28 protein-coding genes and 5 pseudogenes are annotated in these 26,093 nt (G+C 62.4%); 21 read left to right on the forward strand and 12 right to left on the reverse strand.

Annotated elements, in window-relative coordinates:
* Window positions 1-44: 44 nt before the first annotated feature.
* Window positions 45-314: pseudogene (locus ACFVJ3_RS36815) on the forward strand (hypothetical protein); the annotation flags it as partial.
* Between the two features lie 349 nt (window positions 315-663).
* Here ACFVJ3_RS36815 and ACFVJ3_RS36820 read toward each other — a convergent pair.
* Window positions 664-1,359, reverse strand: coding sequence for a TetR/AcrR family transcriptional regulator (locus tag ACFVJ3_RS36820; protein WP_378456751.1), 696 nt, complete (start codon window positions 1,357-1,359; stop codon window positions 664-666).
* Between the two features lie 120 nt (window positions 1,360-1,479).
* On the opposite strand from ACFVJ3_RS36820, the gene ACFVJ3_RS36825 reads away from it, so the two are divergent.
* The 8 genes from ACFVJ3_RS36825 (at window position 1,480) to ACFVJ3_RS36860 (ending at window position 8,037) form a co-directional block, all read left to right on the forward strand.
* The gene (locus ACFVJ3_RS36825; RefSeq protein ID WP_378456752.1) at window positions 1,480-3,108 is read left to right on the forward strand and encodes an AMP-binding protein; all 1,629 of its coding nucleotides are present in this window, start codon (window positions 1,480-1,482) and stop codon (window positions 3,106-3,108) included.
* On the forward strand, window positions 3,105-3,917 hold the full coding sequence (locus ACFVJ3_RS36830; protein WP_378456753.1) for an enoyl-CoA hydratase/isomerase family protein: 813 nt from the start codon (window positions 3,105-3,107) through the stop codon (window positions 3,915-3,917). The genes ACFVJ3_RS36825 and ACFVJ3_RS36830 overlap by 4 nt, the downstream gene beginning before the upstream one ends.
* Window positions 3,914-4,672, forward strand: coding sequence for an SDR family NAD(P)-dependent oxidoreductase (locus ACFVJ3_RS36835; RefSeq protein WP_378456754.1), 759 nt, complete (start codon window positions 3,914-3,916; stop codon window positions 4,670-4,672). Before ACFVJ3_RS36830 ends, ACFVJ3_RS36835 begins: the two co-directional genes overlap by 4 nt.
* 152 nt (window positions 4,673-4,824) lie before the next feature.
* Window positions 4,825-5,130 (forward strand): DUF3263 domain-containing protein, encoded by a 306-nt coding sequence (locus ACFVJ3_RS36840; RefSeq protein ID WP_378456755.1) that lies wholly within the window; start codon window positions 4,825-4,827, stop codon window positions 5,128-5,130.
* Between the two features lie 56 nt (window positions 5,131-5,186).
* Window positions 5,187-5,405, forward strand: a complete 219-nt coding sequence (locus ACFVJ3_RS36845; protein WP_378456756.1) for a hypothetical protein — start codon at window positions 5,187-5,189, stop codon at window positions 5,403-5,405.
* A complete protein-coding gene (locus ACFVJ3_RS36850; RefSeq protein ID WP_378456757.1) occupies window positions 5,402-5,548 on the forward strand; it encodes a hypothetical protein in 147 nt (48 codons plus the stop codon). Before ACFVJ3_RS36845 ends, ACFVJ3_RS36850 begins: the two co-directional genes overlap by 4 nt.
* Entirely contained in the window at window positions 5,542-6,318 is a 777-nt protein-coding gene (locus ACFVJ3_RS36855) for a hypothetical protein (RefSeq protein ID WP_378456758.1), read from the forward strand. The genes ACFVJ3_RS36850 and ACFVJ3_RS36855 overlap by 7 nt, the downstream gene beginning before the upstream one ends.
* Before the next feature lie 48 nt (window positions 6,319-6,366).
* Window positions 6,367-8,037: a CocE/NonD family hydrolase gene (locus ACFVJ3_RS36860; RefSeq protein WP_378456759.1), complete on the forward strand. Its 1,671-nt coding sequence runs from the start codon at window positions 6,367-6,369 to the stop codon at window positions 8,035-8,037.
* Window positions 8,038-8,087: 50 nt separating this feature from the next.
* Here ACFVJ3_RS36860 and ACFVJ3_RS36865 read toward each other — a convergent pair whose 3' ends face one another.
* The gene (locus ACFVJ3_RS36865; protein ID WP_378456760.1) at window positions 8,088-8,717 is read right to left on the reverse strand and encodes a TetR/AcrR family transcriptional regulator; all 630 of its coding nucleotides are present in this window, start codon (window positions 8,715-8,717) and stop codon (window positions 8,088-8,090) included.
* 567 nt (window positions 8,718-9,284) lie between these two features.
* Between ACFVJ3_RS36865 and ACFVJ3_RS36870 the strand changes: the two are divergent.
* Window positions 9,285-10,044: pseudogene (locus ACFVJ3_RS36870) on the forward strand (zinc-binding dehydrogenase); the annotation flags it as partial.
* A 369-nt stretch (window positions 10,045-10,413) separates the two neighbouring features.
* On the opposite strand, the gene ACFVJ3_RS36875 reads toward ACFVJ3_RS36870, so the two are convergent.
* Window positions 10,414-10,788, reverse strand: a complete 375-nt coding sequence (locus tag ACFVJ3_RS36875; protein ID WP_378456779.1) for a helix-turn-helix domain-containing protein — start codon at window positions 10,786-10,788, stop codon at window positions 10,414-10,416.
* Window positions 10,789-11,122: 334 nt separating this feature from the next.
* Between ACFVJ3_RS36875 and ACFVJ3_RS36880 the strand changes: the two genes are divergently transcribed.
* The 3 genes and pseudogenes from ACFVJ3_RS36880 to ACFVJ3_RS36890 all read left to right on the forward strand — a co-directional run.
* Entirely contained in the window at window positions 11,123-11,347 is a 225-nt protein-coding gene (locus ACFVJ3_RS36880) for a limonene-1,2-epoxide hydrolase family protein (RefSeq protein WP_378456761.1), read from the forward strand.
* A gap of 548 nt (window positions 11,348-11,895) precedes the next feature.
* Window positions 11,896-12,054, forward strand: a pseudogene (locus ACFVJ3_RS36885) (acyl-CoA dehydrogenase); the annotation flags it as partial.
* Between the two features lie 14 nt (window positions 12,055-12,068).
* A pseudogene (locus tag ACFVJ3_RS36890) lies at window positions 12,069-12,170 on the forward strand (WhiB family transcriptional regulator); the annotation flags it as partial.
* A 329-nt stretch (window positions 12,171-12,499) separates the two neighbouring features.
* On the opposite strand, the gene ACFVJ3_RS36895 reads toward ACFVJ3_RS36890, so the two are convergent.
* From ACFVJ3_RS36895 to ACFVJ3_RS36920, 6 genes are all read right to left on the reverse strand, one after another.
* A complete protein-coding gene (locus ACFVJ3_RS36895; RefSeq protein WP_378456762.1) occupies window positions 12,500-13,252 on the reverse strand; it encodes a sugar phosphate isomerase/epimerase family protein in 753 nt (250 codons plus the stop codon).
* Window positions 13,253-13,528: 276 nt separating this feature from the next.
* Window positions 13,529-14,320 carry an SDR family NAD(P)-dependent oxidoreductase gene (locus tag ACFVJ3_RS36900; protein WP_378456763.1) on the reverse strand — a complete coding sequence of 264 codons (792 nt, stop codon included), beginning with the start codon at window positions 14,318-14,320 and terminating at the stop codon, window positions 13,529-13,531.
* 424 nt (window positions 14,321-14,744) lie between these two features.
* Window positions 14,745-16,115, reverse strand: coding sequence for an MFS transporter (locus ACFVJ3_RS36905; RefSeq protein WP_378456764.1), 1,371 nt, complete (start codon window positions 16,113-16,115; stop codon window positions 14,745-14,747).
* 138 nt (window positions 16,116-16,253) lie between these two features.
* Entirely contained in the window at window positions 16,254-17,051 is a 798-nt protein-coding gene (locus ACFVJ3_RS36910) for an IclR family transcriptional regulator (protein ID WP_378456765.1), read from the reverse strand.
* A gap of 82 nt (window positions 17,052-17,133) precedes the next feature.
* Complete coding sequence (locus ACFVJ3_RS36915) at window positions 17,134-17,808, reverse strand: AAA family ATPase (RefSeq protein ID WP_378456766.1); 675 nt, start codon at window positions 17,806-17,808, stop codon at window positions 17,134-17,136.
* The gene (locus tag ACFVJ3_RS36920; RefSeq protein WP_378456767.1) at window positions 17,805-18,431 is read right to left on the reverse strand and encodes a bifunctional 4-hydroxy-2-oxoglutarate aldolase/2-dehydro-3-deoxy-phosphogluconate aldolase; all 627 of its coding nucleotides are present in this window, start codon (window positions 18,429-18,431) and stop codon (window positions 17,805-17,807) included. Before ACFVJ3_RS36920 ends, ACFVJ3_RS36915 begins: the two co-directional genes overlap by 4 nt.
* Window positions 18,432-18,617: 186 nt before the next feature.
* Between ACFVJ3_RS36920 and ACFVJ3_RS36925 the strand changes: the two genes are divergently transcribed.
* From ACFVJ3_RS36925 to ACFVJ3_RS36960, 8 genes are all read left to right on the forward strand, one after another.
* Window positions 18,618-19,658 (forward strand): Gfo/Idh/MocA family protein, encoded by a 1,041-nt coding sequence (locus tag ACFVJ3_RS36925; protein WP_378456768.1) that lies wholly within the window; start codon window positions 18,618-18,620, stop codon window positions 19,656-19,658.
* Complete coding sequence (locus ACFVJ3_RS36930; protein ID WP_378456769.1) at window positions 19,651-20,649, forward strand: LacI family DNA-binding transcriptional regulator; 999 nt, start codon at window positions 19,651-19,653, stop codon at window positions 20,647-20,649. Before ACFVJ3_RS36925 ends, ACFVJ3_RS36930 begins: the two co-directional genes overlap by 8 nt.
* A complete protein-coding gene (locus tag ACFVJ3_RS36935) occupies window positions 20,642-21,217 on the forward strand; it encodes a VOC family protein (protein WP_378456770.1) in 576 nt (191 codons plus the stop codon). The genes ACFVJ3_RS36930 and ACFVJ3_RS36935 overlap by 8 nt, the downstream gene beginning before the upstream one ends.
* Complete coding sequence (locus ACFVJ3_RS36940) at window positions 21,214-22,128, forward strand: sugar phosphate isomerase/epimerase family protein (protein WP_378456771.1); 915 nt, start codon at window positions 21,214-21,216, stop codon at window positions 22,126-22,128. The genes ACFVJ3_RS36935 and ACFVJ3_RS36940 overlap by 4 nt, the downstream gene beginning before the upstream one ends.
* Entirely contained in the window at window positions 22,125-23,105 is a 981-nt protein-coding gene (locus tag ACFVJ3_RS36945; RefSeq protein ID WP_378456772.1) for a Gfo/Idh/MocA family protein, read from the forward strand. The genes ACFVJ3_RS36940 and ACFVJ3_RS36945 overlap by 4 nt, the downstream gene beginning before the upstream one ends.
* A complete protein-coding gene (locus ACFVJ3_RS36950; protein ID WP_378456773.1) occupies window positions 23,081-23,872 on the forward strand; it encodes an SDR family NAD(P)-dependent oxidoreductase in 792 nt (263 codons plus the stop codon). The genes ACFVJ3_RS36945 and ACFVJ3_RS36950 overlap by 25 nt, the downstream gene beginning before the upstream one ends.
* Before the next feature lie 146 nt (window positions 23,873-24,018).
* Window positions 24,019-24,219 (forward strand): hypothetical protein, encoded by a 201-nt coding sequence (locus ACFVJ3_RS36955; protein WP_378456774.1) that lies wholly within the window; start codon window positions 24,019-24,021, stop codon window positions 24,217-24,219.
* 38 nt (window positions 24,220-24,257) lie between these two features.
* The gene (locus ACFVJ3_RS36960; protein WP_378456775.1) at window positions 24,258-24,488 is read left to right on the forward strand and encodes a hypothetical protein; all 231 of its coding nucleotides are present in this window, start codon (window positions 24,258-24,260) and stop codon (window positions 24,486-24,488) included.
* A gap of 64 nt (window positions 24,489-24,552) precedes the next feature.
* Here ACFVJ3_RS36960 and ACFVJ3_RS36965 read toward each other — a convergent pair whose 3' ends face one another.
* The 3 genes and pseudogenes from ACFVJ3_RS36965 to ACFVJ3_RS36975 all read right to left on the reverse strand — a co-directional run.
* A complete protein-coding gene (locus tag ACFVJ3_RS36965) occupies window positions 24,553-25,311 on the reverse strand; it encodes a 2-keto-4-pentenoate hydratase (RefSeq protein WP_378456776.1) in 759 nt (252 codons plus the stop codon).
* The gene (locus ACFVJ3_RS36970) at window positions 25,308-25,871 is read right to left on the reverse strand and encodes an alpha/beta fold hydrolase (RefSeq protein ID WP_378456780.1); all 564 of its coding nucleotides are present in this window, start codon (window positions 25,869-25,871) and stop codon (window positions 25,308-25,310) included. Before ACFVJ3_RS36970 ends, ACFVJ3_RS36965 begins: the two co-directional genes overlap by 4 nt.
* A pseudogene (locus ACFVJ3_RS36975) lies at window positions 25,872-26,093 on the reverse strand (ISAzo13 family transposase); the annotation flags it as partial. It lies immediately after the preceding gene.

Below are 26,093 nucleotides of genomic sequence, written 5' to 3' on the forward strand. Positions count from 1 at the left end.
GCGGCTCTCCCCTTACCGCGATGGATTGTGGCCCGACAGAGAAGATGGTCAAGAAATGTCGCCGTGGGATGTCGAGAACCCGCGCGCAGCTTCGTCCCCGAAGTGAACACGGCCACAATGGGCCGTACCACACCAAGGAGAACACGATGGCCAAGTACCTGCTGCTCAAGCACTACCGTGGCGCGCCCGCATCGGCCAACGACGTCCCGATGGACCAGTGGACACCGGAAGAGATCTCCGCCCACGTGCAGTACATGAACGACTTCGCCGCTCGGCTCGAGAGCACCGGCGAGTTCGTCGACAGTCAGGCCCTCCACGTCCGCCTTGCGTGAACGCGTCGACTCCGGTGGCGCATCATCTCCCGTGACGGTAGCGCCGCTCTCGCTTTACAACGGCGCCTACGGGGAAGACGTTCGTGGATCACCCGATCACGAATACGACATAGCCCGCCTTCATGGATGAGGATCGTCCAGCCCAGTCAGCTCCGCGACCGACGTCGCGGAGCCGGGGCTGCCTCACCCGGTAAGGAGGCAATGCCAACGGCACGACCTCCATGGCCATCGGGTTCCGATGTTCCGGATCTCGTGCTTCGGTGGTGAACACCGCATCTCTCATCGGGATCAAGGACCCCGCCCTTCGAAAGTGGATGGACCAGATCCACAGTCACGGTGCGGGAACCGACCGGACCGTGGGCGTGCTCCCGCGACCGTTGGTCGCATCGCGATCGGTGCAGGAGTCGGTACGCAGGAGTCCGTGCAGCAGAAGGTCACCAAGTTCACTGAACGCATCGGCCGCGGACAACCCGGTACGTTCGAGCAAGATTCCGGACTGGACGGCGTCGATCGCCAGTGCCACCAACTGGGCGGCGAATGCCGCGTCGGTGGCCCGGAACAGGCCCGCGTCGACGCCCTCGTCGATCAACTCGTGCACCCGGCGCGCGGCCTGCGCGGTATTGCGGCCGTAGATCTCCGCCGTCGGCTGGTACGAGACCATGTCGTCGTAGAACGCCCGGGAGTTGCGGCGCATCGCCGACGCAACACCGCCCAAATAGGTGGTAATCCGCTTGCGGGGATCTGACTCGTCGGCGACAGCATCCTCGATCTGCTCGGCCGCGGCGCCGAAGAAGTGTTTGGTGGCGGCGACGACGAGTTGCTCTTTCGTCGACGCCACGCTGTAGAGGGTGGCCTTCGAGCACCGCAAACGCTGAGTCAGGTCGTCGACGGTGACCGACGTGAAGCCCTCCGTCAGGAAGATCTCCTCGATCCGCGCGAGCAGTTCGTCCCGGCGGGCGGTGTCGACCCGTCGTCGGCGCGGGGTGTTGATCGTCGAGCGATTCGGCGTCGCTCCTGCACGTGCCATGCGGTCGAGTGTTTCACAACCCGGTTCAATCCCATTCCTCATGGGGTTCCCTTCACTACCAGCTTTGGGTACATTGTTGGGTACTTATCAACTCTTTAACGTACCCGCTAGGAGTTCCCTGTGCCCGCCGAAATCGACGCGCGACTGCGCGAGATTCTGTCCTCGTACTCTGGCGAGGACGCGAACGTGGCGTGGCTGCTGTGCGATCAGCACCCACCGCATTCCGTGGCCCTCACCATCGTCGACGAGGACCTGTCCACCACCCGCTACACGTACGGCGATCTCGTGGCATCCTCGACCCGGTTCGCTCAGGTGCTCACCGATCGCGGGATCGGACGGGGTGATCGCGTAGCCACGCTGATGGGCAAAAGCGCCGACCTGGCGTCCGTCCTGCTCGGCATCTGGCGGGTCGGAGCCGTCTACGTCCCACTGTTCACCGCATTCGCCGAGGACGCCGTGACCTCCCGCCTGACCAATTCGGAGACCAAACTGGTTGTCGTCGACGCACAGTACCGAGCCAAGGTCGCTACCAGTGACGACTGGGACGTGCTGGTGGCCGGCGGTGACGAGGACAGTCTGACCGCCGCCGTGGCATCGGTGAGCACCGAGGACCGGCCGTCCGTCGCGGTCGGCGGCAGCGGCGCATTGGTGCACATGTTCACCTCGGGCACCACCGGCACACCCAAGGGCGTCGTCCATCCGGTCGCATACATCGCCGGATGGCACAGCTATCTCCGGTTCGCACTCGGCGTCCGCGAGGACAGTGTGTTCTGGTGCGCGGCGGACCCGGGATGGGCGTACGGGCTGTACACCGCGATCATCGCGCCGTTGGCCGCCGGAGTTCCGACCATCCTGACCCGCGGCGGCTTCTCCGCCGCCTCCACCTGGGATGTGCTCTCCCAGCTGGAGGTCACCGACTACGCCGCAGCGCCGACCGTGTACCGGGGCCTGCGCGCCGAACAACACTCTCGGCCGAACACACTCGCGTTGCGCCGCCTCTCGAGCGCGGGTGAACCGCTGACCCCCGAGGTCAACCTGTGGGCCGACAAGACACTCGGCCTACTCGTCCACGATCACTACGGACAAACCGAACTCGGCATGCCCGCAGGTTTCCCGCACCACCCCGACGTCGCAATACCGGTGGTCGCCGGAGCCATGGGTGTCGCGCTACCCGGGTGGGAGCTCACCGTCCTCGCGGACGACAAGGACGAGCCCGCACCTGCCGACACCGTCGGGCGCCTGGCGGTGGTGGTCACCACCAGCCCGCTGATGACCTTCACCGAATACGCGGCCGGGCGCGGCGACGCCGGCCGATTCACCGCCGACAAGAAACACTTCCTCACCGGTGACACCGCCAGCATCGACGCCGACGGAATCCTGCACTTCTCCTCCCGCGACGACGACGTCATCATCATGGCCGGCTACCGCATCGGCCCCTTTGACGTCGAATCCGTTCTCGCGCAGCACCCCGCAGTGCGTGAGTGCGCCGTGGTCGCCGCGCCCGACGAGGTGCGCGGTGAAGTGATCGAGGCCTACGTCATCCCTGTGCCGGACTACGACCAGGTCCCCGGCGACGAGCTCGTCCGCGAGTTGCAGCAGTGGGTGAAGACCAAGTACGCCGCCCACGCCTACCCGCGCCGGGTGCATTTCGTCGACCTTCTCCCCAAGACCGCCAGCGGAAAGATCCAGCGAGCCCAGCTCCGCCAGCAACTCCGAGCAGAACTTTCCCGACAGGAAACACACTCATGACCGACGCCCTCTCACCACTGGTCGTGACCCAGCGCGGCGCCATACGCATCCTCACCCTCAACCGTCCGGACCGGCGAAACGCCTTGAACGACACACTGGTCGAGGCACTCGACACCGCACTGTCCGCCGCCGAGGACGACCGCGACACCCGGGCCGTCGTCCTCAGCGGCGCCGGCAAAAGTTTCTGCGCCGGCGCCGACCTCCAACATTTTCTCGATCTGCACTCCCGTGGGCAGACGCCACTCGGCTTCCTGCGCGAGGTTTCGGCGTTTGCCACCCGGCTGGAAGCGAGCCGGTTGCCCGTCGTCGCAGCGATCCACGGACACGCCGTCGCCGGCGGACTCGAACTCGCGCTCGCCTGCGACGTCGTCATCTCCACCCCCACCGCACGAATCGGCGACGGACACGTCCGCAACAACCTCCTCCCTGCCGGCGGCGCCAGCGTGCGCCTGCCCCGCAAGGTCGGCGACTCCATGGCCCGCTGGCTCGCCCTGACCGGAGCCCTGCTCCCGGCGACCGACCTGCAGCACACCGGGTGGCTGCACGCGATCGTCGACCACGAACACCTGCACACCACAGCCCTGACCGCCGCGACTCAACTCGCCGAGCACGCCGGGCCCGCCCAATCCGCCTACAAATCGCTGCTCGTCGACCTCACCGGCCTCGACGAACAACGCGGCCTCGCACACGAACTCGACGCCTTCGACGCCCACTGGCAGGCCAGCGACGTCCCCGCCGCTCTCAGCGACTTCCTGCACGGCAGGACAACCACCACCCACTCCCACCCCGCCCCGACAGGAACACGATGAACCGCTACACCGACCAGGTCGTCCTCATCACCGGCGCCGGCCAAGGACTCGGCGCCGCCATGGCCCACCGCTTCGCCGCCGAAGGCGCCACCGTCGCCATCGCCGAAATCCACGACACCGCCGGACAAGCACTGGCCGCCGAGCTGACCGACCGCTACGGCCGCCCCGCCACCAGCCACCCCGTCGACGTCGCCTCCGCCCCGCAGGTGCAAGACTGGGTCGACACGATCGCCGACACCCACGGACGCATCGACGCCCTGGTCAACAACGCCGGGATCATCCGCGACAACCGGATCGAGAAGATCACTGTCGAGGACTGGCACGCCGTCATCGACGTGTCGCTGACCGGATCGTTCCTGTGCGCCCAGGCCGTCCTGCCGCACATGCGCGCCCGCAGCTACGGGCGGATCGTCTCGTTCAGCTCGATGAGCTGGCGCGGGAACTTCGGCCAGGCCAACTACGTTGCCGCGAAGGCCGGCATCGTCGGACTCACCCGCACCATCGCCCTAGAAGCCGCGCGCGAAGGGATCACCGCCAACGCCATCGCCCCCGGCCTCATCGAAACCCCCATGCTCGCCTCCATGAACGCTCCCGCCCGCGACAAACTCGTCTCCAAGGTCCCCCAGAAGCGCACCGGCGACCCGAACGACATCGCCGAAGCCGCCGCCTACCTGTGCTCCCCCGCCGCCGGCTACGTCAGCGGCATCGTCCTCGACGTCGACGGCGGCCTCGGCATCGGATCATCAATCCGGTAGCTCCGATCGACTAAACCCCCAGCGCCTGTGCCGCAGAAGTAGTTCGGCAGAACACATCTGCTGCTCACGCCTTGTGTTAGCGCGAAGTCGGCTAAGCAGGCGCTGGGTGGGCGTCACTACCCGCAATTTCATCAGCCGAAACCGAGAAGATAATGGATGACAAGAAAACGGCGCAGGCAGTGAGTGAACGCGCTGCATCGCAGCAAGACCTGGCGACGACCGATGGAATGGACATCCGGGCGTTCCGACAGTGGTGTGACCAACGCCGTGAGGCGGACCAGACCCGAAACGGGCGAATCAGACTCGACAAGGAAGCCGAGGAAATCGTCCAGTTCGCCCGCCGGTGGTCACCCTTCGGCGGAGCACCAGCCCACGAAATCTTCATCCAGTTCGGAATGTCGCCGACCCGATTCGCACAGCGACTACGGGAGATCCTCCACAGAGGCCCCGAACGGTAGATTGCGGTGCCATCCAGCCGGCGTTCCCACATCGGAGGTGAAGAAAGTTCTGGCACTTGCCGCGCCTGGTCTATCTGCACCGCGGACTGAACGAGCTATGGGGAACCGTCGACCAGGCCGTGTGGGATCAGGACTGGCGCGAGCACTTCCACCGCCTGCACCTGCTGCTCGCCGAACACACCACCACCGCGGAGCAGGCGGTCGCGCTGCGCGCGATCAGCGACACCGACCGAACGCTGATCGACCGACTTCTGCATCGGAGGCTCGATACGTGAGAACATCACTCGCCGCCATCGGCCGGGCCGACGAGACCTGGCACGTTCGGCCCGAAGACCCGTTCGCCACCTCCGGCCGACTCCCCGGGGGCGCCGACCCGGACCGGATGTCGCGGTTCGGCGACGGAACTACACCGTGCTGAGCCACCGCCGCGCCGAGAGCAGCAAGACGGTGAACTGGGCCGCCTTGCCCGGGACACTGCGCGAATCGTTCCGCCGAGCAGGCTGGGCCCTGGTGAACCTGCCCACCCCCGCCGCTCTGCTGCATCGAGCCGCTACCGCCCGCGTCGAATGGCCGGCGCCGGGCGTGGCGCAGGTGTTCCTCGGCTGGCGGCGCATCGCCACCTGGCTCACCGACCACAGTTGCAACAGCCTTCACGAGGTGGACCACGACCTGCTCGCCGACTACGCCGCCCACATCGGCCGACGCGGCTGCTCCATCGCCATCGCGCAGGACGACCTCAACGCGGTCACACTGTTGTGGGGTTTCGCCCCACACCTGCCCGGCCACGGACCGAATCCCTATGCCCGCCTGGGAAAACGAAGGTCTCAAGCACTACCTCGCACCGACACGACACCGAACGAAAACACCACCGCGGCCATCCATCCGGCGGTGATGTCACCGCTGCTGATCTGGTCCTTGCGTTTCCTCGACTTCGCCGAGGACATCATCGCCGCCTGGCGCGAGCACCAGCGACTTCTCGCCCGCGTTCGGGAACACCCCGACCCCGGCGCCACCGCGGCGCTGCGCGCATTCCTGGACAAGTGGATCGCCGAGCAGGGAGAACTGCCCGGCGGCCCGATTGGTTGCGCCGTTCCGGTCATGCCTACCTCACCATGGTACGACTATAGAAGTAATCGTATCCGAATGAGTACGATCTATAGCGGTATCGTACTCACTTTGCTAGGGTAGTCACACGTTCCCTCACGAAGGTTGAGGGCACATGAAAGGGACTGCCAGATGCAAGAGATCCGGATCGAGTTCGATGTTCCCGTTCCAATGCGCGACGGTACGGTGCTACGGGCCGACGTCTACCGCCCTGCAGCAGAGGGCACGTACCCGGTTCTACTCACCCGCCACCCCTACGGCAAAAGCGGATCTCTCGATACTTTTCTGGACACCAGGACGGTCGTGCGGGCGGGCTACATCGTGGTGCACCAGGATTCTCGCGGCCGTTTCGCCTCCGATGGCGAGTGGCTGCCCTGGAAGTACGAGCGCGAGGATGGCTACGACACGGCAGAGTGGGCGGCATCGCTGCCGAACAGTAACGGCAAGGTCGGCATGTTCGGTGGCAGCTACCTCGGCAGCACACAATGGAGTACCGCCATTTCGAGGGCGCCACAACTTGTTGCGATCGCACCGATGATCACTTGGAGTGACCCCGAAGACGGGCTGATGTTCCGCGGTGGCGCGATCGAGCTGGGCCTCAACACCTGGTGGGGCCTGTTCACTGCGATGGGGCAGATCCCGAAAGCGGGGCTCGAGTCCGACGACATGATGAAGAGGATGGAGGCAAGCCTCCGCGACTTCGACTTGTTGGCGACGCAGACCTACAGACAGCTACCCGCGGGCAGCTTGCCAGCCCTCGAGGCCGCAGGGCAGCCCGACATCGGGGTCGCACGCGCACTGGCCGACCCGACGACGACCGACGACTCTCGCGTGGCGAGTCGGTACCACGAGATCGATCTCCCGAGCCTCACGTTCGCGGGTTGGTACGACGTCTTCCTGCAGGGGTCGCTGGACAACTTCGCCGGCATGCACACCCGCGGGAGGACTGCGCGCCTCGTCGTCGGCCCCTGGACCCACATGACTATCAACAATGGCCAAGCTGGCGGGCAGGTCGGCGAGGTCAACTTCGGAATGTCGGCGTTCACCGTCAACGGTCTGACCATCACGGACGTACAGCGTGAGTGGTACGACCACTGGCTCAAGGACATGCCGGCCACCGAGGCGCATGAATCCGGCGTACTGCTGTACGTGATGGGCGCCAACCAATGGCGCGCCGAGAAGGAATGGCCGCTCAGTCGGGCCAAGGACACCGCACTCCACTTGTGTCAGGACTCGACGTTGACGTGGACCGAACCAGAGGCCGAAGGCGCCGAGTCCGGATTCGCCTACGACCCGGCCGACCCAGTCATCACACGCGGAGGCAACCTGGTGATGTCGACCGAGTTCCCGGCCGGAATCTTCGACCAGCGCGACGTGGAGTCCCGCGACGACGTACTCGTCTTCACCACCGCACCGCTCAAGGAGGATCTCGAGATCACCGGACGTGTGCGCGCGACACTGTTCGCTGCAACTGACGGCCCGTCCACCGACTGGGTGGTACGACTGTGCGAGGTCGACGAGCAGGACGTCTCCCGCAATATCGTCGACGGCATCAAACGTGTCCACACTGAACCCGGACGTATCGACGAGGTCGAAGTGGACCTGTGGTCAACCTCGATTCTCATCAAGGCAGGTCACCGCTTGCGCGTGCACGTGACCTCGAGCAACTTCCCCCGCTGGGACCGCAACCTGAACACCGGCGAACCTGCTACGGAGGGAACAGCCATGCGGGTAGCGAACAACCGGATTTTCCACGACCAGAAGCGACCGTCCCGGATCATCGTTCCCATCGTCGAAGACTGACCCCGACCACGATCGAAGGGCGCGGAGACCTCCAGTCTCCGCGCCCTTCGCTATTTCGCGCGCACCGCGAGGCCGTGAACCAACAACTCACCCAACTCGGTGAATGCATCGCCAGCACTCAGACCCGTCGCCTCAAGGACCCCCCCAGACTGAACGCCGTCCATCAGATACCCCACTGTCAAACCCGCGAGCGCGGCATCGGTGGGCCGGAAGACCCCCTCGCGCACACCGTCCTCAATCAGCGACTGCACCCGCTGGGCGGCAGCCTGGGAGTTCAGCCGGTAGATCTCAGCGGTCGGCGGGTAGCTGATCATGTCGGAATAGAAAGCTGGCGAGTTGCGATGCATCGCCGCACCCACGCCTGCCAAGTACGTCAAGATCTTTGTGGCCGTATCGGACTCCTCAGCAACCCGTGCGTCGATCTCGACCGTCGACCGTGCGAAAAAGTGCCGAACCACTGCCTGGTTGATCTGCTCCCGGGTCGGCGCGACGCTGTACAGGGTCGACTTAGAGCAACTCAGCCTCCTGCAAAGCTCATCGGTCGTTAACCCGCTGAAACCCTCGGCGAGAAAGATCGCCTCGAGATCAATCAGCAACTCCTCGCGTTTGATGTCCGCAAGTCTGTTTCGACGGCGTACTTCCCGTGCAGGGGTGGTACCGGACCGAAGCTGGGAAGACACCACCACATTTTCGCACACCCACCTCTCGCACCCGTCCTGTACTGGAGACTGCCCCCCGGTTCGGTTGAACACGCGGGTTGGGTAACTCAGGCTGCGTTTGTCTCAAACGCGATCGGTGTGAGGCCACGAGTCGGCGGTTTTAACCGTCATTCTGACGGTCCCCTCTGCCTCTGCCAGTTCGATGCACACCAGGGTGTAACGCAGGCAAATGTGGGCGTAAGCAATCTGTCGGATGACTCTGAGCGTCGCAGTGCTCCACCGGTCGGCGCGGAGGAGGCCGTCCAGCGATCAACCACCCGGTCGCGAGGAACCTGGTGACGCCGAACCGCTTCTTCGGACATGACGCTCACTGCCGCGGCACCCTCCCCGAGAGGAGTGATTTGTAAGCCATCCGCCCAGGAAGGGCTCGCGATCAACAAGCACCTCGGCAAGATCGTGCTCGAGGTCGGGTAACTGACCGCGGTACCCAACCTGTACAACGACGATGTACACCCGGGCGCCGAGAACGGGCACTTCCCCCGGGCCCGGTGCCCCAGTATCAAGCTGCACACCCACTAGTAGGCATCCGTGCGCGCAGTCCACCTCGTCGAGTACACCGGTCCCGATGGTTTGAGGATCCTCAATACCGACGAACCGGTCGATGACGGAAAGGTTCTGGTAGACCTGCACGCCACTGGGGTCGCCTTTCCGGACATGCTGCAGTCCGGGCGGGTTATCAGGTGGTCCGCCCTCTGGCGGCACTCCTCGGTATGGAAGGAGCGGGGGTTGTACGCAGCGCACCCGAAGGCCACGGCTCAGACCCGGCCAGCGGGTGGCGGTATTCACCGACGCAGGGACCTGGCAGCAGACTGTCGCCGTCGACCCCCGGTCGGTGTTCCCACTTCCGGACACGGTCTCCTTCGCGGCGGGCGGCGTCGGTGTGACTGCCCTGCAGGTCGCTTCGGTGCTCGGTCTCGACACGATCGCCGTGGTCAGCACCGACGCCAAGGCCGAGGTCGCCCGCGCACACGGGGCCACTCACGTCATCGGAGTCGACGGCTTCAAGGACCACGTCCTCGAACTCACGCAAGGCCGCGGGGTCGACATCATCCTCGACCCTGTCGGCGGCGAACGATTTACCGACAGCCTCCGCAGCCTCGCCCCCGGTGGAAGGGCGGTGGTACTCGGATTCACCGCCGAACGGATCCCCACCGTCAAGGTCAATCGTCTACTACTCAAGAACATCTCGGTCGTCGGAGCAGGCTGGGCTGAGTACATACGCGCCGACCCCTCATATCCCGCCAGACAGTGGGCCACGCTCGGACCAATTCTCGACAACGGGGACCTGACCGACCATTGTCGAGCCCACCCCTCGTAGACGTGGGACAACGATCGGCAGCCGGGGTGCTGGAGCGAGGCGCGCGGTCATCCGATGCTTGCGGGGCGAGTCGATGTTCGCTCTACCGAGTGCACATCCGAGTCAGCCCCGGGTTATCGGAGTGCGAGGACGATCTTGCCGCTGGCAGCGCGCGCATCCAGGGTGCGCAGTGCGTCGGCGGCACGTTCCATTGGGTAGGGGTGGCGCATCCCCTTCCTCATCGGTGGCGCCGCCGGACTGGTCGGCCTGTAGGTCCGCTCGGCGATGGCCGACACGCTCGACAACAGCGAAGAGGCACATGCCAGGCGGTCTGGCCTCACGGCCCTTCTGTCCGTCTACTTACGCGAGACGCTCCGCGCCTTCATGCTGATGGCGGGAGCGCGACGGCCTGGTACACCCCTGCGGCTGCAGGTCTTGCCGTCCCGGGGACGATTTACCAGCGAGGTCATGCAGATAGCGTCGCTGCTCGACGTCGAGGCGCAGGACATCACACAGGGCGCTCAACACGGAAAGCGACGGGGTCGTGCGCCCCTGCTCCAGTCGTGCGTAGTAGTCGTGACTGATGGACGCGAGCTGAGCAACCTCCTCCCGGCGCAGACCGGGGACGCGTCGCCGTGTCCCGAGTAGCGGCAACCCGACCTCGGCGGGATCCAGTTCATCTCGCCGAGCGCGGAGAAAATCGCCCGAGAGAATCGGTTGGACGCGAGAAACCAGGCACGACCCATTGTCTCAGCGCGACGATGCCCAAGCCAGGGACAATGTTGTTCCTGGTTTCACGCTGGCTGGGATGCACTCCGCCGTTCCCGCGGAGGGCGGTCTTCGGCAAGCTCGACGCCATGACGACATCACGCGGCATCATTCAGACCTCCGGGAGCGCTGACCCCGGTGACGTGGTCCGGGAATTCTTCGGACGTTGGAGCCTGTCAAAGACTGCTGCCATGGCTTCGTTCGAGGAATTCTTTACTCCCGAGACCGTCTGGGAGAACGTGGGCATAACTACAACGCAGCCCGTGCATTCGCCGAGGACACTCCCCCTGGCTTCGAAACGATGGTCGCCGACATCAAGCTCATCGCAGTCGCAGGGCGCCACGTGTTTACCGAACGAGTCGATGATTTCTACAACGCCGCCGGCGACTTGATTCTCTCCGCGCGCGGCGCGGGTGTAGCCGAGGTCAGCGATGGGCGCATCATCGTTATGCGCGAGTACTTCGTGGTCACAGACGATGGCGCAGAGCCGAGCGCTGTTGCGGCTGCCCGGAGAACTCTCTCCTAGAGACTCCCAAAAGCCAGGAGACCGAACGACTTACCGGGTAACAGTCGAGGGTTGCGGCCACGGGCGTCTGACAGTGTGAGCACAGTACTCGGCGGCGGTGAAAGACCGGATGTCCGGCTCCTGTCGAAAGTCGACGCTCAATCGTGTCGACGCCGTGAAGCAGTCCCTTGCCGATCAACTCGCGACCATGGCCAACCATCTCATAGTGGCCTGGTTGATCGCGATATTCGTGAATATGCGTCGGCTCGTCTCCGTGACACAGCGGGGTGTCAGCAGTTTGGCGAACGCGATCACAGCGTCAAGTATGAGTACGGGCATTTATCGAACCTTCCATGCATTCGGCGAGGTCCGAGTCGGGGCATCGGATACGTCGCGAACGAAGTTACTGTTGAGCGAAGCTGGATTAGACGTAGCGTCAAAAGACTTCTGGCAAGGTCCAATGGAGCCTCATTCGACAAGGTCGGGGACGAACACACCCGGTCATCGATACTCCGGCACTCGACCTTTTGTGGCCGCACGATCACCACTGAACACCAGCGAAGTGGCTCAAGACGGTCATCGATCCACTCAAGGACGAGATTCGCAAACGTGGACTGTGGGCTTGTCACCTTGGTCCCGAACTGGGCGGTCAGGGGTTCGGTCAGGTCAAGCTCAGCTTGATGAACGAGATCCTGGCCCCCTATCAGTGGGCGCCGACCATTTTCGGGGTGCGGGTGCGTAATGCCCAGTACGTGAGCAATGCTTATCTCATGCTTTGGCCGAAAAAGAGCCGTTCGGAATCTGGGGTGGTCTGACCGCGCGTGAGCGACGTCAATACAAATAGTTCAATTGCACGCCTCGCTGCACCTGGACCTGGACCTGGACCTGGACCTGGACGATGGAAAACATCGTGGCCGTCCTTAGAACAAGCACTTGCGACAATATGTCAGCCGTTCTGGCCACCGATTCCAAGTCGGCCAGCACCCATTTCCTATCAACCAGCCAGGCCGCACGAGAAATCGAGGCTAGTATGCGTATCAGAAGCTGCGCTTGAGTTCTCGTCTTGGCTGCCGTTGATCGTTGTATTTATCTTGCAGTTTCTGCAACAACCAGCAAAACACTCTCAAATTCAGAATGCTTTTGGCCCAAATACCTCTCACACTGATGTTATCTTCATAATTTCCAGCCTTTATTTCTGAGATCACGCATCGCCTCTTTGAATTCATACAAAGGGTTTTCTTCGCGAATAATCTCAAGAACAACATTACTTACTCCGCATGTTGCTTCGACGGCATCGCCCAATCCTTCAAAATCTACCACCCCAGTGCCGATTGGATCATGACCCCATGTTTCCAAACCCGTATCAGAAATATGCACAAGCGAAATAGATTTGTGATTCGAGAGCAAACCCGCTACGGGATCCTCCCCTATGTAAGCAGCATTGGCGACATCGTACACGATCTTAAGTACATCATCGTTCACCGTACTCACAATTCCCGCCAGGTCCCGGATGGTAGGAGTGAAGCAGTAAGGAGTATTTTCTAGAAGAAGTCGAGTGCCAGCCTGTTTGGCAAGTGGAATCAAATTCTCCAGACTCTCATACATCCACTCATATGTTTTTTCGAGTGAGGGTGAAATCATAGGGCGTCTCGTTCCGGGGGATATCACAACTTCGGGGACATCCCACGCTACAGCCAAGTCGATCACCGACTTGATGTGCTCTATACTTTTGCGTCGCATGTTAGCGCCGGGGCTAGCCAAATTGATGTCATATCCACCGGCGTTGAGCGATCGAATTTTCGCGCCGCATTCACTGAGTCTTGCTTTAGTGGCCGAGCGCTCCGATTTGGAGGTTTCATCTGGCCAACAATGTGGAGAGCTAATCGGAACTTCGAAAACGTTGTACCCATTGTCGACCAATTCCACAATTGCGTCAATTGCCGTAGACGACCAAAGATACGAAAACGTATTGATAATCAATTCAAAGCATCCTCTCAGTTGAGTGATTGCCGTATAATACAATGGCGACGTATTTCATTCCGTTACTAAATGCCTGTATCCCGGAGAATCCAAGCAGGACTAAATGAAACAGCTCAGCTGAATGCCATTTCCGCCAAAAGAGGGCGTCATGACCTATTTCAGCACTTCTTCGGGCGATCCCATTTTAGCCGAATGCCGATTTGGCTAGAAGCGCATTGAGCATCAAGAGTTGGAGCTCGGTCGACCAGGAATATGGCTGAGAATAGACTTGGAGAAGCCTCCATCGACACAGATGTCTTGCCCGGTGACATAACCCGACAACGGGCTTACAAGAAATTCGATCACGTTCGCGATATCCGTAGGGTCTCCAATTCTCGACAGCGGGATGATATCTTCCCTTGCTTTCTTGATTTGAGGGTCGGCGTACATTTTTTCAGTCATCGGTGTATGAGTCATACCGGGGGATACCACATTCACACGAATACCGTCAGGTGCCCACTCCAACGCGAGCGTCTGCGCTAGCATCGTCAATGCAGCTTTGCTGGGGCTGTAGGCACCTGATCCGGCATGTGGTTGCTGACCTGACATAGAAGAGGTAAAACAAGCCGAACCCTGACTATGCTTCAAATGCGCGTAGCTTGCTTTGGCGAGAAGCCACGCGCCGCGAAGGTTGACCGAGAACATATCGTCCCAGTCCTCAACGGATAGGTCACATATTGGGCCAGGGCTAGCGATTCCAGCGTTCGCTATCAGCCCATCCAGGCCACCGAATTCGGCTACCGCACCTTCGACCAATTGATTTGGCACGGCGGGATCACTGAGGTCGCCCACCAATGCGATGGCAGTACCTCCCATCGACTGAATCGAACGAACAACGTGCTCTTGGGTCGGGGTCGCTCTGTGTCCACACACCGCAATCATCGGCTGCACGCCCCGAGCGAGAGCCGCCTCTGCGAGCCTCAAACATGTAGACGCGCCGATGCCGCTACTTCCACCACTGACCAAAGCTCTCATCGTGCACACTCCTGTAATAGGGATTCACATGGTAGACATTCATGGATTGCAAACGAGTCGCATGCGAACGGCTTGTCTGTAACGCTGTTACAAACAGTCGCATGGGCGGCCAATATCGTCAATGCCGCTGCTTCCTTCTGGCCACCAACTGACGGGTCGGGCAGCAATCGCTTCACGAGCTCGTGCTGGTAAGCAACCTCTGCTTACATCCAGACCGTTATCAGTTTGATGGTGCAACAACAGAATTTGGGTTTCACCCACGCCCACAGTGCTCGCCGAATCCTGTTATATCGCGGGTATCGTCGACTCCACCATCTGTCGTTGCGTTGGCGCTGGATCAAACCATGGCTGACGTCCCGTCTGCCCTACGACCGGACATTGCGGCGGCCGGGACAGCGCTGATCTGCCCGGCCGCCGGTGAAGTTCAGCGCGGCAGTGCGTCCTCGATGATGTCGGAGTCGTTCAGTGCAACTGTGGTTCGGTCGGAACGACTTCCGGTTTCTGGGAGTGTGAAGTAGACGGCCAGGCATAGAGCGACGACCACGATCATATAGAACGCGACGAAAGTGGGGTGGCCGGCGCTGACGAATGTCGCGGCGATCAGCGGTGCTGTACCCCCGAAGATGGCGATCACGATCTGGTGAGCAAACCCGATGCCTGACACGCGAACCGACGCCGGAAACAGTTCCGCTTGGATAGTGGGGTAGACCGACTGCCAAATTCCCAACACAACCCATCCGGACGCGGCCACGATCACGTAGACACCGAATCCGGGCTGGTTCAGCAGCAAGAGCAACGGATAGAACAGAACGATCATTCCAAGTGCACCGACGATGGGGAAGATCTTGCGGCGCCCGAGCCTATCCGACAGTGCTCCGCAGACCGGCACGACAATCACCAGCAGGAGCAGACCGATGACGCTGCCTGTCAGCGTGGAGGAAAGACCTCTACCGCTGGTGAGGTTGGCATAGGTCGGGAGGAATGTCGCCCAGGTGTAGTAGGCAACGGCGGGGGCTGACAGTGCCGCGGTTTGCAGTAGGGCCCTGGGATGGTCGCGGATCAGTTGGCGCAGTCCTGCGGGTGCGGACTTCTGTTTCGCCAGGGTGCTGGCTTCGAACTCGGGTGATTCATCGGCCCGTGCCCGCATGAGCAGTCCGACTACACCCAAGAGTCCTCCCACCAAGAACGGAATGCGCCAGCCCCACGTTGCGAGCGCGTCATCGCTGAAGCTCGAGGTCACGATGGCGGCAGCACCCGTTGCGGCCAGTGTTGCCAACCCACTCGCCATGTTGGTGAAGGAGCCGAACAATCCCCGGCGGTTAGCAGGTGCCTGCTCGACCAAGTAGGCGATCGCGCTCTGTCCCTCACTGCCCGCCGAGATGCCTTGTAGGACACGCGCAACAATGAACAAGACCGGAGCTAGGTACCCGATCATCGAGAATGGGGGTGTGAGCGCAATGATCAACGCGCCTAAAGCCATTCCGCTGATCGCCAAGGTCAGTACTCGGCGTCTGCCGTACCTGTCCGCGAGCGGAGAGATAATTATTCCGCTGATAGGCCGCACGACGAAGCCGATGGCATAGGTGAGGAGTGCAGCGACCAGGGAAGCGAAGGCCGATTCGCTGGGGAAGATCTGGCTCGAGAAAACCGCCGCGAGTAGGCCGTAAACGTACCAGTCGTACCATTCGACGAAGTGACCCACTGTCCCGGCGAGTAGGTTGAACGGCCGACGGCGTGCTGGTGTGGTTCCGGTCGCTGGTTCGGTGGGTCGGTGATGCTGATCCGAAGTTGTCATTGTTTCGATTCCTCATGAAGTGGGCAGGGGCGCCGTTCATGCGCGTCAAGTAGAGGACTGCCGAAGACCGGCAGCACCTGTTCGATCGGGAAGATCCGGCGTAACGACCCTGACGGGGCTGGTTTCAGCGGCTGGCAATCAAGCCGACATATTCTCGCTCGCCGACAGATACGCGAACGCCGGCCACGTCGCAGCGATGTCGTTGGCGGCGGCGATCAAAGACCCCGTAAGCTCAATCAGTCTCGATCGAGTCATGCGCACGGAGGGACCAGCGATGCTGAGCGTGCCCGTCGCCGCTGCTGTTGTACCGGCACCGAATATGGGTACCGCTACCGCATTGATGCCGAGGTCCATTTCTTCGAATGTGGTCGCGTAACCACGGCGGCGTGTTTCGTCGAGCTCGGCGCGGAGCTTGTCGGGATCGAGTGGAGTCCTCGATGCGTGTTGTCCTGGAATCTGCCGGTGCACGATCGAGGTGACGTACGCATCGTCGAGCGTCGACAACCAGGCCTTTCCGGACGCTGTTGCATGGGGAACAGCATTTTGCCCCATCACAGGATCGAGCCTGAGAGACGAGTTGGAACCCTGCGCCTTGGCGATCCACTGCAGCGAGTCGGCGTTCGCGACTGCGAGTCGAACCAGTTCCTCGCACTCCGCTGCAAGCGTATCGAGTGTTCGCTGTGCCCACGTATCGATTCCGGATGACGTCAGCTGTCGCAGCCCGAGAGCGCCGAGTTTGTGTGTCGCAACGTAATTGGATGTTCGGCGGTCCTGCGCTACGTAACCGGCACCGACCATCGCGCCGAGAAGCCTGTGCGCAATTGCCTTGTTGACCGCAAGTTCGGTCGAGACCTGCGTTACTCCGCAGCCATCCGGGTCCGACGACAGCAGCTCGAGCACCTTTAGAGCATTGGACACGTCTTCAGTCATGGCCATGATCGGCGCTCCTCGGACTCGACTTGTGAACTGGATTACAAAGTAACGCTGTTACAGACAGTCCCACACCGAGCCCGAGTCGTCAACCCTCCTCCTGCCCACCGTTTCGCGCGGACCGCGCCCCTTCCACCGGCCCTTTCCATCCGGTCACGGCACCTGGCAGCGTTCCCGTGGTCCGGCGAACCAAGCGTTCGATACCGAGGAGGGATTGTGCATCGTCGTTGACGAACAGATGATGATGCCCGATCGACCACTGGCAGCGAAGAGATCCGAACCGAGACCAGTAGTTTTCCCAATCGCCGAGCTTGACGTGATCGCGGGCGAGACCACGGTCGATCAGACGCTGCCTGACCGCGTCGGCCGACGCGGTCACGTGAACGACGACAATGTGGGTTTCGGGCCACGCGGCCGCGTCGATCGCCCGTTGGAGGTAGTCAGGATCGGACAGGTACGCCACGAAAGGCGCATCCAGCACTACCGAGTGGCCCAGATCCAGATTGCGGCCGGCGACCGCGAAAAGCGTGTCGTATTCGAGCGGCATCACTCGACTCACATAGGCGTCATTGGATTCGCGGTCGGTTGCCTCGTGGCCGAGTGCGCCCATTGCCAGCTCGACGAAGGGTCCGGAAATGGTGTCCTTGTCGAGGTACGCCGCCCCGGCGATCGAGCTGATTCGTTGCGCCACGGTAGATTTCCCCGAACCGGCCCCACCCAGAGTGATGTAGGCGACGGGAGATCCCGCGTGATGCGAGGTCATGCGCGGGCACGGTCGATGGCATCGACGAATTCTCGAGCTGCAGCCGTCACCCGTTCCATGTCGCCGTCAGGGCGTCCGGCTTTGGTGATCGCGCTTCCGACCCCGACAGCGGTCACTCCAGCGTCGAACCAGTCGGAAACGTTGACCGTGGTGACTCCGCCGGCGGGTACCAACGGGATGTGGGCGAGGGGTGCCAGTACGGACTTGGCATAGGGAACGCCGCCTGCCTCGGTCGGAAACAGTTTGACCATGTCGGCTCCGGCCTCGGCCGAGTCGAGGATCTCGGTCGGCGTGTAGGCGCCGCTGATGGTGGCGATCTGATAGCGATTCGCGACACGGATCATCTCGGGGCTCAGGTTGGGACTGACCAGGAACCGCGCACCTGCCGCAATGCTGGCCCACGCCGCGTGGCCGTCGAGCACGGTTCCGGCCCCGAAGATGACGTCGTCGTGCGCGAACTTCTCAGTGAGCCGTTCGATCACCGACAGGGCACCTGGAATGGACAGTGTGATCTCCAGGGCTCGGATTCCGCCTCGTACCGCTGCCGATGCCACCTCGAACGCTTCGTCTGCAGTGTCGAGCCGGACGATGAGCACATTTCCGGAGTTTCGGATGATTTGCAAGGAGTCAAATTTCTGATGCACGGCCCCTAGTGAATACATTTTTTTCGGCTGTGGCAACCCGCCTGCCCGATCGTTGACACATCGACAAACCCCGTGGCAGACTCGCTGCAACCGATCTCAGCAACCGATCTCAGCAACCGATCTCATCTCCGGTTGAACTCGGCCCGCAACAACAGCAAGGAGTCGATGACTGTGGACCCGATTACCGGCGGCCGCGCTTCGTCCGATGCCCACACCGGCCGCTCCACTGCGGCAGGCAGCGTACGAGCCGGCACGGTCGTCCTGGGAGCCTCCCACTGGCACATGCCCTTGTACCGCGACGCCATCGGCCGACGTCACCACGTTCTGTCGGTCCAAGACGACGATGTGGACACGGCAGGAGAGCTCGCACAGTTCTGGGGTGCGCCGTCCACCGCATCGGTCGATGAAGCGCTCGACCGCGACGGGATAGACCTTGCGTACGTCTTCAGCCCGCATCACGAGATGGCGGCGGTGACCGGCAAGCTCATCGACCGCGGTATAGCGTTTGTCGTCGAGAAACCCGCTGGCGTCGACCTGACGCAGGTCACAGCGATCGCAGATGCTGCGCGCCGCGCCGGTGTACCCGCGACCGTGGCGCTCGTGCAGAGGAACGCACCGGTCGAGGCGTGGCTGCGCCAAGTGGGCGACATTGTCTACGAACGACTCTCATTCATCGCGGGCCCGCCCGGTCGATACAGGGAGAGCGGGAATTCCTGGATGCTCGACCCGCTCCGGTCCGGCGGCGGATGCCTCACGAATCTGGGACCGCATTTCGTGGACCTCGCACTTCGGCACATCGGACACGACGTCGACGTCTCGCTGCGGTTGTCGCGGACATTGCACCACGACACCATCGAAGACCACGCGTCCTTGGTTCTGTCCAATGAAGGTCGTGAATCAATCGTCGAGGTGGGGTACGCCTTTCCCGATTCACCGCTCAAGCGCTATTGCAGCTTCTCGGCAGCGGGAACGAGCGGCTTCGCATCGATCGACACCAACGGCTCGGCTCGATTCACCGACATGGCAGGGAACACGATCGAGGCGACAATCAACGTGGACAGCGATCCGCTGTACGAACGATTCGTGAACAACGTTGCCGACTCGCTCGAAACGAAGTTCCACGGTATGCCCACACTCGACGAATTCGTCCGGTCGATGGCCATCATCTGGTCACAGACGCCACAACCTCGGAGCAGCGGTGAATAATCCCAGCATCGACGACGTCGCCGACGCCGCAGGCGTTCACCGCTCCACGGTCTCGAGGGCGTTCTCGAAACCGGAAGCGGTACGCGCCGAAACGCGTGAGCACGTGCTGCGCATCGCAGCCGATCTCGGGTACTCGATGAGCCCGGTCGCCCGCGCGTTACGCAGCAAATCGAGCAGACTCGTACCGCTCATCGTCCCCGACATCACCAACCCGTTCTTTTCCGAACTGGCGCGGACCACCGCCGCAGCCGCCGAAACCCGCGGCTACCACGTAATTTTGTGCATCACCAACGGGGACAGTGATCAAACGGCGGGATACCTCTCTGCGATGCATGCAATGTACTCACCCTTCGGGGTCGTCGCCCCGTCGACGAAAGTCGACCTCGACGCGCTCGCGCGATACGGCGTCGCGAACCGCATCGTCGTGCTCGATCGCGTCGAAGACGACCCCGCCATCCCCACCGTTACCGTCGACAGCGGGGAAGGTATCGAATTGGCACTCGAACATCTGATGAGCCTCGGTCACCGCGCCATTGCGTATGCACCGGGAATCGTGGGCACCTACACCGCACAGGACAGGTGGGACGCCTACCGGCGAACTGCCCTGGTTCACGGCCTCTCGCCCACCATCCTTCAACCGGAACCGGGGCACGAGGTGAGCACGGGCATCGTCGACCAATGGTTGCAGCACGACCCGCGGCCCAGCGCCATCATTGCCTCCAACGACCTCATCGCGTTCGCGCTGATCTCAGAACTGGGATCTCGCGGCATCGCCGTGCCTCAGGAGGTATCGATCATCGGATTCGACGGCCTCGACTTCGGCGCCCGATTCAACCCCCGCCTGACCAGCGTGCGTCAACCCATAACCGATATGGGCCGGATCGCTATCGAACTCGGAGAAAAACTCATCTCCGGCGAGCAGAGCGATCACGTCGTGCTCCGGCCAACCCTGCTCCTCCGATCCTCCACACAGGAACCCCTCGATGACTGAATCCAGCACACCCCGCCGCAGCTCGGTGCCCGGCCTGAAATGGGTCGATCACGTTGCGTTCACGGTGCCCGACTTGGACGATGCCACTCGGCTTTTCATCGACCTCTTCGGAGCCGAGGAACTCTACCGGGCCACCCGGGGACCGGACGCATCCTTCATGCCCGAACACTTCGGAGTGCCCGAGGACGCACATCTGGAACTACGGATGCTCCGGTTGCCGCCGAATCTCAACGTCGAACTGTTTCAGTGGTGGAGCACGGACCGCACACCGACGTTTCCGCGGATGAGTGACGCGGGTGGCCATCACCTGTGCTTCGTGGTCGACGACGTCGACGACGTCGTCGACGCACTGAAGCGGCACTCGGACCTTCGGATACTCGGGTCACGTAAAGAGGTCAACGGTGACAGCCCCGTTGCAGGAAACCGCTGGATCTACGCACAGACCACGTGGGGGCTCGTACTCGAATTCGTCGACAGGTCACGCGTCGTCGACCCCCCACGCCTGGTCGGCCCACACGACTGGCGAAACACCGCAGCCGGCCCAACAATTTCGGAGGAACCCACATGAGGATCGCCGGACACACCCTCGGTACACCGCACCACTCGGTACCAGAGGCCCTGAGGCTGTTCGCACGCGCGGGCCTCGACGCCGCAGAAGTGATCTACCAGGACGGCTACACCAGCGGGCTTGGCATCGGTGACGGAACCGCGGCAGCAGAAGCGGCGAAAGCCGCAGACGGCGAGGGTATCCCGATCATCGGCTTGACCCCGTACACCACCGCCATCAATGCTGCCGACGACAAGACCCGCCGCGAGGCCGTGGACGAGCTTCGCTCGGCGATCGACACAGCGCACGTCCTCGGCGCGACACGGATACGTGTCTACGCGGGTTCGTGGCAACCCGGCGCCGAGGGGCACGAACACCATTGGGCGCAACTGGTGCGTTCGTTGCGTGAACTCGCAGTACCGGCAGCCGACGCGGGGGTTCTTCTGTGCGCCGAGAACCACTTCGGCACCATGACGCAGAGCGCGCGCGACACAGCGGCGTTGGTACGGCAAGTGGATTCACCTGCCGTACGCGTCCTCTACGACCAGGCCAACCTGACGTTCTCACATGACGAGGATCTCGACCAAGCGTTCGCGATTCAGGGCGATCTGATCGGACACGTCCACGTGAAAGATCTGGTGTTCGTCGATCCGGATGCTCCGTTCGTGTCGTCCGAGACTGCGAGGGTGCATGCCGACGAACGATCGGTGCGCTCACGGGTCGTCGGAGATGGGACCGTTCCCTGGGGACGGATCGTGGAACATCTGCACAGCTGCGGCTACGACGACACCCTGTCGCTCGAGTACGAATACCGCTGGCATCCACAGGATCTCGACGAACCGGAGATTGGTTTCCGGCGCGGAGCCGAGCACCTGCGCGCATTGCTCGCGCAGAGCGGTTTGCAGGACCGGACCACCGGGGCCGCCTTGTGACGCCCCTCAGAGTCGGCGTGGTCGGCGCCGGCAACATTGCCTCCATTGCGCAGCTTCCGACACTGGTCCAGCGCGACGATGTGGAACTGCGCGCTCTCGTATCGAGGCGGGAGGACCCGAGTGCCCTGCAACGCCGGTGGGGGTTCTCCCGTGTTCACCGAACGGTCGGGGACATGGTGAGCCACGAGGACCTCGATGCGATCTTCGTTCTCACCCCTCGGAGCGAACATGTCGAAGCTGTTGAACTAGCGCTTGCAGCCGGCATCGATGTCTTCTGTGAGAAGCCACTGGCCACTGCGACCTCGGACGCGATCCGGCTCGCCGACCTCGCGCAGCGACACAACCGAGTTCTGATGGTCGGGTTCAACCGCAGGTTCGCTCCCACCTACGTAGCCGCGCGCGAGGTATTCGGCGAAACCGGTGCGACGTTCTGTCTCGCCCAGAAGAACCGGGCCGGATCCGAGTATCGAGCGACCTTCGAAAACGCTATTCACATGGTCGATCTACTACGTTGGTTCTGCGGAGGTGACGTGGTCGATGTGACCGCGACATCGGCGGGAACAGACAAGTGGGAAGAAGACGGCAGCGCTGCTCTCATCCGCTTCTCCACCGGGAACACCGGTGTCCTCGTCGCCGCCCGTACCGCAGGCGCGTGGGGAGAAAAGCTCGACGCCCATGGACAGATGAAATCCGCCGAGGTGATCGCGCCCGACTCCGTCATGATCACCGACAACGGTGTGCGCACCGTCCGAACGATGAGCCCCGAAAAATTCGGGTGGGCCACAGCGACGGAAACCTTCGGCTTCGCCGCTGCCGTACATCATTTCCTGGATTGTGTTCGCGACCGACGGGAGCCGCTCACGTCCGGACGGGAGGCGGTCAGGACGCAGCAATTACTCGACCACATCCTCGCCAGTGCCGGGCTTCCCGCCGAAGAACAGGCAGGACGCACATGGACGAGCAACGCAGTTCGATGAGCATCCGATCAGAGAAGGTAAACAAGGTGACCGAGCAAATAGTACTGGTAACCGGTTCGAGTGGAGGTATTGGCGCTGCCATCGTCGATGCTCTCGTCGAACGTGGTGATGTGGTCATCGGGGCCGACCGAGTCGCACGGGAAAATCAGAATCTGGCCTCGTTCATAGATCTCGATATTACCGATGAAAGCCACACCAGAGATGCAGTGCGTGCGGTGATCGATCGTCACGGCCGTCTGGATGCGCTGGTCCACACCGCCGGGGTACTCGGCGAAACAGTCGATCCCCTCTCGACGACCACCGCCGAGTTCGAGCGAATCATGCAGATCAACGCGTCAGGTACTTTCACCATCGCGCGGGAAGTCGCAAACGCGATGCTCGCGGCTGGAACCGCTGGAACGCTTGTGCTGTTCTCGTCCGTCGCGGCGAAGGAAGCGCGAGTGGACTATCTACCTTACAACGCCAGCAAGATCGCTGTCCTGCACGTCATGTGGTCCTTCGCCAAGATCCTCGGCCCGAACGGCATCTCGGTCAACGCTGTCAGTCCGGGACCGGTGAACACCGAAATGTGGTCCCAATTCGCCGAGCAATCCGGCTCGGCTCGAGCTGCCCGGGATGCCCGTGCACGTCAGTTGCCGATGCAGCGATTCGCAGAGCCGGGCGAGGTAGCGCGAACTGTTGCCTTTCTGACGGCTGTGGAGAATCGATACTTGACCGGGCTGTCCATCGACGTCGCGGGAGGCGCGCACCTCGGTATGGGAACCTGACGGGCCGCGCGGTCCGCAACTCGCCCAGTACGAACAGGAGTAGAAGTGGGTATCTACCGGCCAATACCAAGCGGCAACGGGTGAGCGGTTTGACGGTCGGATTTGGGTCGCACTGAATTCTCGGTAGCGCGCCGTGATCGTCGACCATGATGGTTACCCGATCGCTACACATGCTCGCGGACACCCGCCGGTTGGGTGGCAGTGTCCTCCAGACCTGCGCCTACCCGGCGATCGAATCCTTGACTGCGGACCAGCTCACGAAGATCCGTGATACCGCAGCCCGGTACGGAATCGCACTCGAACTCGGCACACGAGGCGTCGAGTCCCCCACCTGCTCGAGTATCTGAAAATCGCTGAGGCACTCGACGCAAGATTCGTTCGTACCATGCTGAATTCGCGCGATCACCAGCCGACCGTCACCGAAGCGGTCACCGCGCTGACCGACCTCATGCCCATGTTCGAGTCCAACGGTGTGACGCTCGGTCTGGAAACGTACGAACAGGTCTCCACCGCCGACCTTCTCACGGTCGTCGAGTCGGTCGCCAGCCAACACGATCCGCGACCTCAGTGCCAACGATTGTGGGGTTTTCGCTCGCCGCGACCATCGAGGAACTGAACCGATGATCGCGACTCCCGTCTTCTCAGTCATTCTCGCTCTTCTCTCTGTGTGAATCGGGCTGTCACGGGTGATGTCGGCTGTGAACACGTCGCCGGGGTTCGATGGTGATCATGGGTCCGAGTGCTCCAGAAAGCACGATGTCCCCCGCCCGCAGCGGTGCACCGAACTCGATTGCCGTTGCAGCCAGCCAGGCCAGGGCATTCAGTGGATCACCCAAGCAGTCTCGCCCCTTGCCGCGGGATACGACCTTGTCTCCACGGCGCATGGTCATGCTCACGTCGATCGGGTTCATCTGGTCGAGCGGTGTGCACTCGGCGCCAATGACGAACACCCGACGACGCGTTGTCGGCAACGGTGTCGGTGATCCCGATCTTCCAATCCGCGATGCGGCTGTCGACGATTTCCAACGCCGGGAAGGCACCGGCGACTGCGGCACGTATTGCGGGGCGATCGGATGCGTCATCGATGTTCTGGCCCAGCAGAAGGCGACCTCCGCCTCGGCTTTCGGCTGTAACAACCGGTCGATGGGGATGAGATCGTCGCTGGCGTAGCGCATATCGTCGAACAGCACGCCGAAGTCTGGCTGGGCGACGCCGATCTGGCGCTGCACAGCAGCGGACGTGAGCCCGATCTTGCGGCCGATAATCCGCGCCCCGCTTGCAATGCGGCGCTCGCTGAGGCGTTGCTGAGTGCTGTAGGCGGCATCGATTTCGCTCGGGCCGAGGTATTCCGCAACCGGCACACAGGGCCTCCGGGTTACCTGCGCCCGATACAATGCCTCGGCCGCCGTCTCGATCGCTGCGATCGAGACGGTGCTCATGTATTGCGTCCCAGGAACTCGAGCGCGATTGCGTCGAAGCGTTGCTGCTGCTCCCACTGGGGCCAATGGCCGGCACCCTCGATGAGCTGAAACTCCCCGTCTGGAATCCTCGCCGCCATATCCAAACCCGCCTTCGCTGGACCCGATGGATCATCGCTCGTCCAGATCACCAGCGTCGGCGCCGCGACCGCGACCAACTCCTGGTCTGTGACCAGGTTGCGCGTGCGGATCTCCGGATCCTGCAAACACAGGATGTGCCGCATCGAATCGGCGAACCCGGATCGGCTGTATACGCCCCGCCGGATCGCGACCAGTTCGTCGGTCACCGATGACGGGTCCGCCATCAGCCACTCGAGGCGAGCCCGAATCCGTCCTCCACTAGGATCGTCCGCCGCTGCCTGGCTCAACGAGCGGATCCGCTCCATCACCTCGGGCGTTGCCATCGTGCCGCCCGGGGTGTTGAGGACGAGCCGGTTGACCTTCTCGGGGTACTTCGCGGCGAACTTGATCGCGACCCACCCACCGAGCGACTCGCCACTAAGGGCTTGTGATAAATTAATCTAGCTCGGTTCGGGCGTGTCGTCCGGTGCGGGGTGGAGTGTGTAGTTCCACTCGCCGTGGAACTCGTGGCGCGTCAGGATGCCGTGGTTTTCAAGGGCTTTCATCTCCTTGTCGGGGATCTTGACACCCTTCGGATACTCGGCCTGGTCGAGTTCGGCGCGGACGGTCAGTCCGGTGCTGGTGGTGGTCGCGGCGATGGTCTCGACGATCACCTCGTGACT

This window comes from Rhodococcus sp. NPDC127593 (assembly GCF_042671975.1).
GTDB lineage: Bacteria > Actinomycetota > Actinomycetes > Mycobacteriales > Mycobacteriaceae > Rhodococcus_F.

Bases quoted from the DNA above. Each gene is read 5' to 3' on its own strand.
- ACFVJ3_RS36900 (WP_378456763.1), bottom strand. From the start codon at position 14,320: ATGAGAGCTTTGGTCAGTGGTGGAAGTAGCGGCATCGGCGCGTCTACA.
- ACFVJ3_RS36820 (WP_378456751.1), bottom strand. From the start codon at position 1,359: ATGGCACGTGCAGGAGCGACGCCGAATCGCTCGACGATCAACACCCCG.
- ACFVJ3_RS36925 (WP_378456768.1), top strand. From the start codon at position 18,618: ATGACTGTGGACCCGATTACCGGCGGCCGCGCTTCGTCCGATGCCCAC.
- ACFVJ3_RS36910 (WP_378456765.1), bottom strand. From the start codon at position 17,051: ATGGCCATGACTGAAGACGTGTCCAATGCTCTAAAGGTGCTCGAGCTG.
- ACFVJ3_RS36950 (WP_378456773.1), top strand. From the start codon at position 23,081: ATGGACGAGCAACGCAGTTCGATGAGCATCCGATCAGAGAAGGTAAAC.
- ACFVJ3_RS36840 (WP_378456755.1), top strand. From the start codon at position 4,825: ATGGATGACAAGAAAACGGCGCAGGCAGTGAGTGAACGCGCTGCATCG.
- ACFVJ3_RS36880 (WP_378456761.1), top strand. From the start codon at position 11,123: ATGGTCGCCGACATCAAGCTCATCGCAGTCGCAGGGCGCCACGTGTTT.
- ACFVJ3_RS36835 (WP_378456754.1), top strand. From the start codon at position 3,914: ATGAACCGCTACACCGACCAGGTCGTCCTCATCACCGGCGCCGGCCAA.
- ACFVJ3_RS36935 (WP_378456770.1), top strand. From the start codon at position 20,642: ATGACTGAATCCAGCACACCCCGCCGCAGCTCGGTGCCCGGCCTGAAA.
- ACFVJ3_RS36955 (WP_378456774.1), top strand. From the start codon at position 24,019: ATGATGGTTACCCGATCGCTACACATGCTCGCGGACACCCGCCGGTTG.
- ACFVJ3_RS36915 (WP_378456766.1), bottom strand. From the start codon at position 17,808: ATGACCTCGCATCACGCGGGATCTCCCGTCGCCTACATCACTCTGGGT.
- ACFVJ3_RS36940 (WP_378456771.1), top strand. From the start codon at position 21,214: ATGAGGATCGCCGGACACACCCTCGGTACACCGCACCACTCGGTACCA.
- ACFVJ3_RS36960 (WP_378456775.1), top strand. From the start codon at position 24,258: ATGCTGAATTCGCGCGATCACCAGCCGACCGTCACCGAAGCGGTCACC.
- ACFVJ3_RS36830 (WP_378456753.1), top strand. From the start codon at position 3,105: ATGACCGACGCCCTCTCACCACTGGTCGTGACCCAGCGCGGCGCCATA.
- ACFVJ3_RS36905 (WP_378456764.1), bottom strand. From the start codon at position 16,115: ATGACAACTTCGGATCAGCATCACCGACCCACCGAACCAGCGACCGGA.
- ACFVJ3_RS36965 (WP_378456776.1), bottom strand. From the start codon at position 25,311: ATGAGCACCGTCTCGATCGCAGCGATCGAGACGGCGGCCGAGGCATTG.
- ACFVJ3_RS36860 (WP_378456759.1), top strand. From the start codon at position 6,367: ATGCAAGAGATCCGGATCGAGTTCGATGTTCCCGTTCCAATGCGCGAC.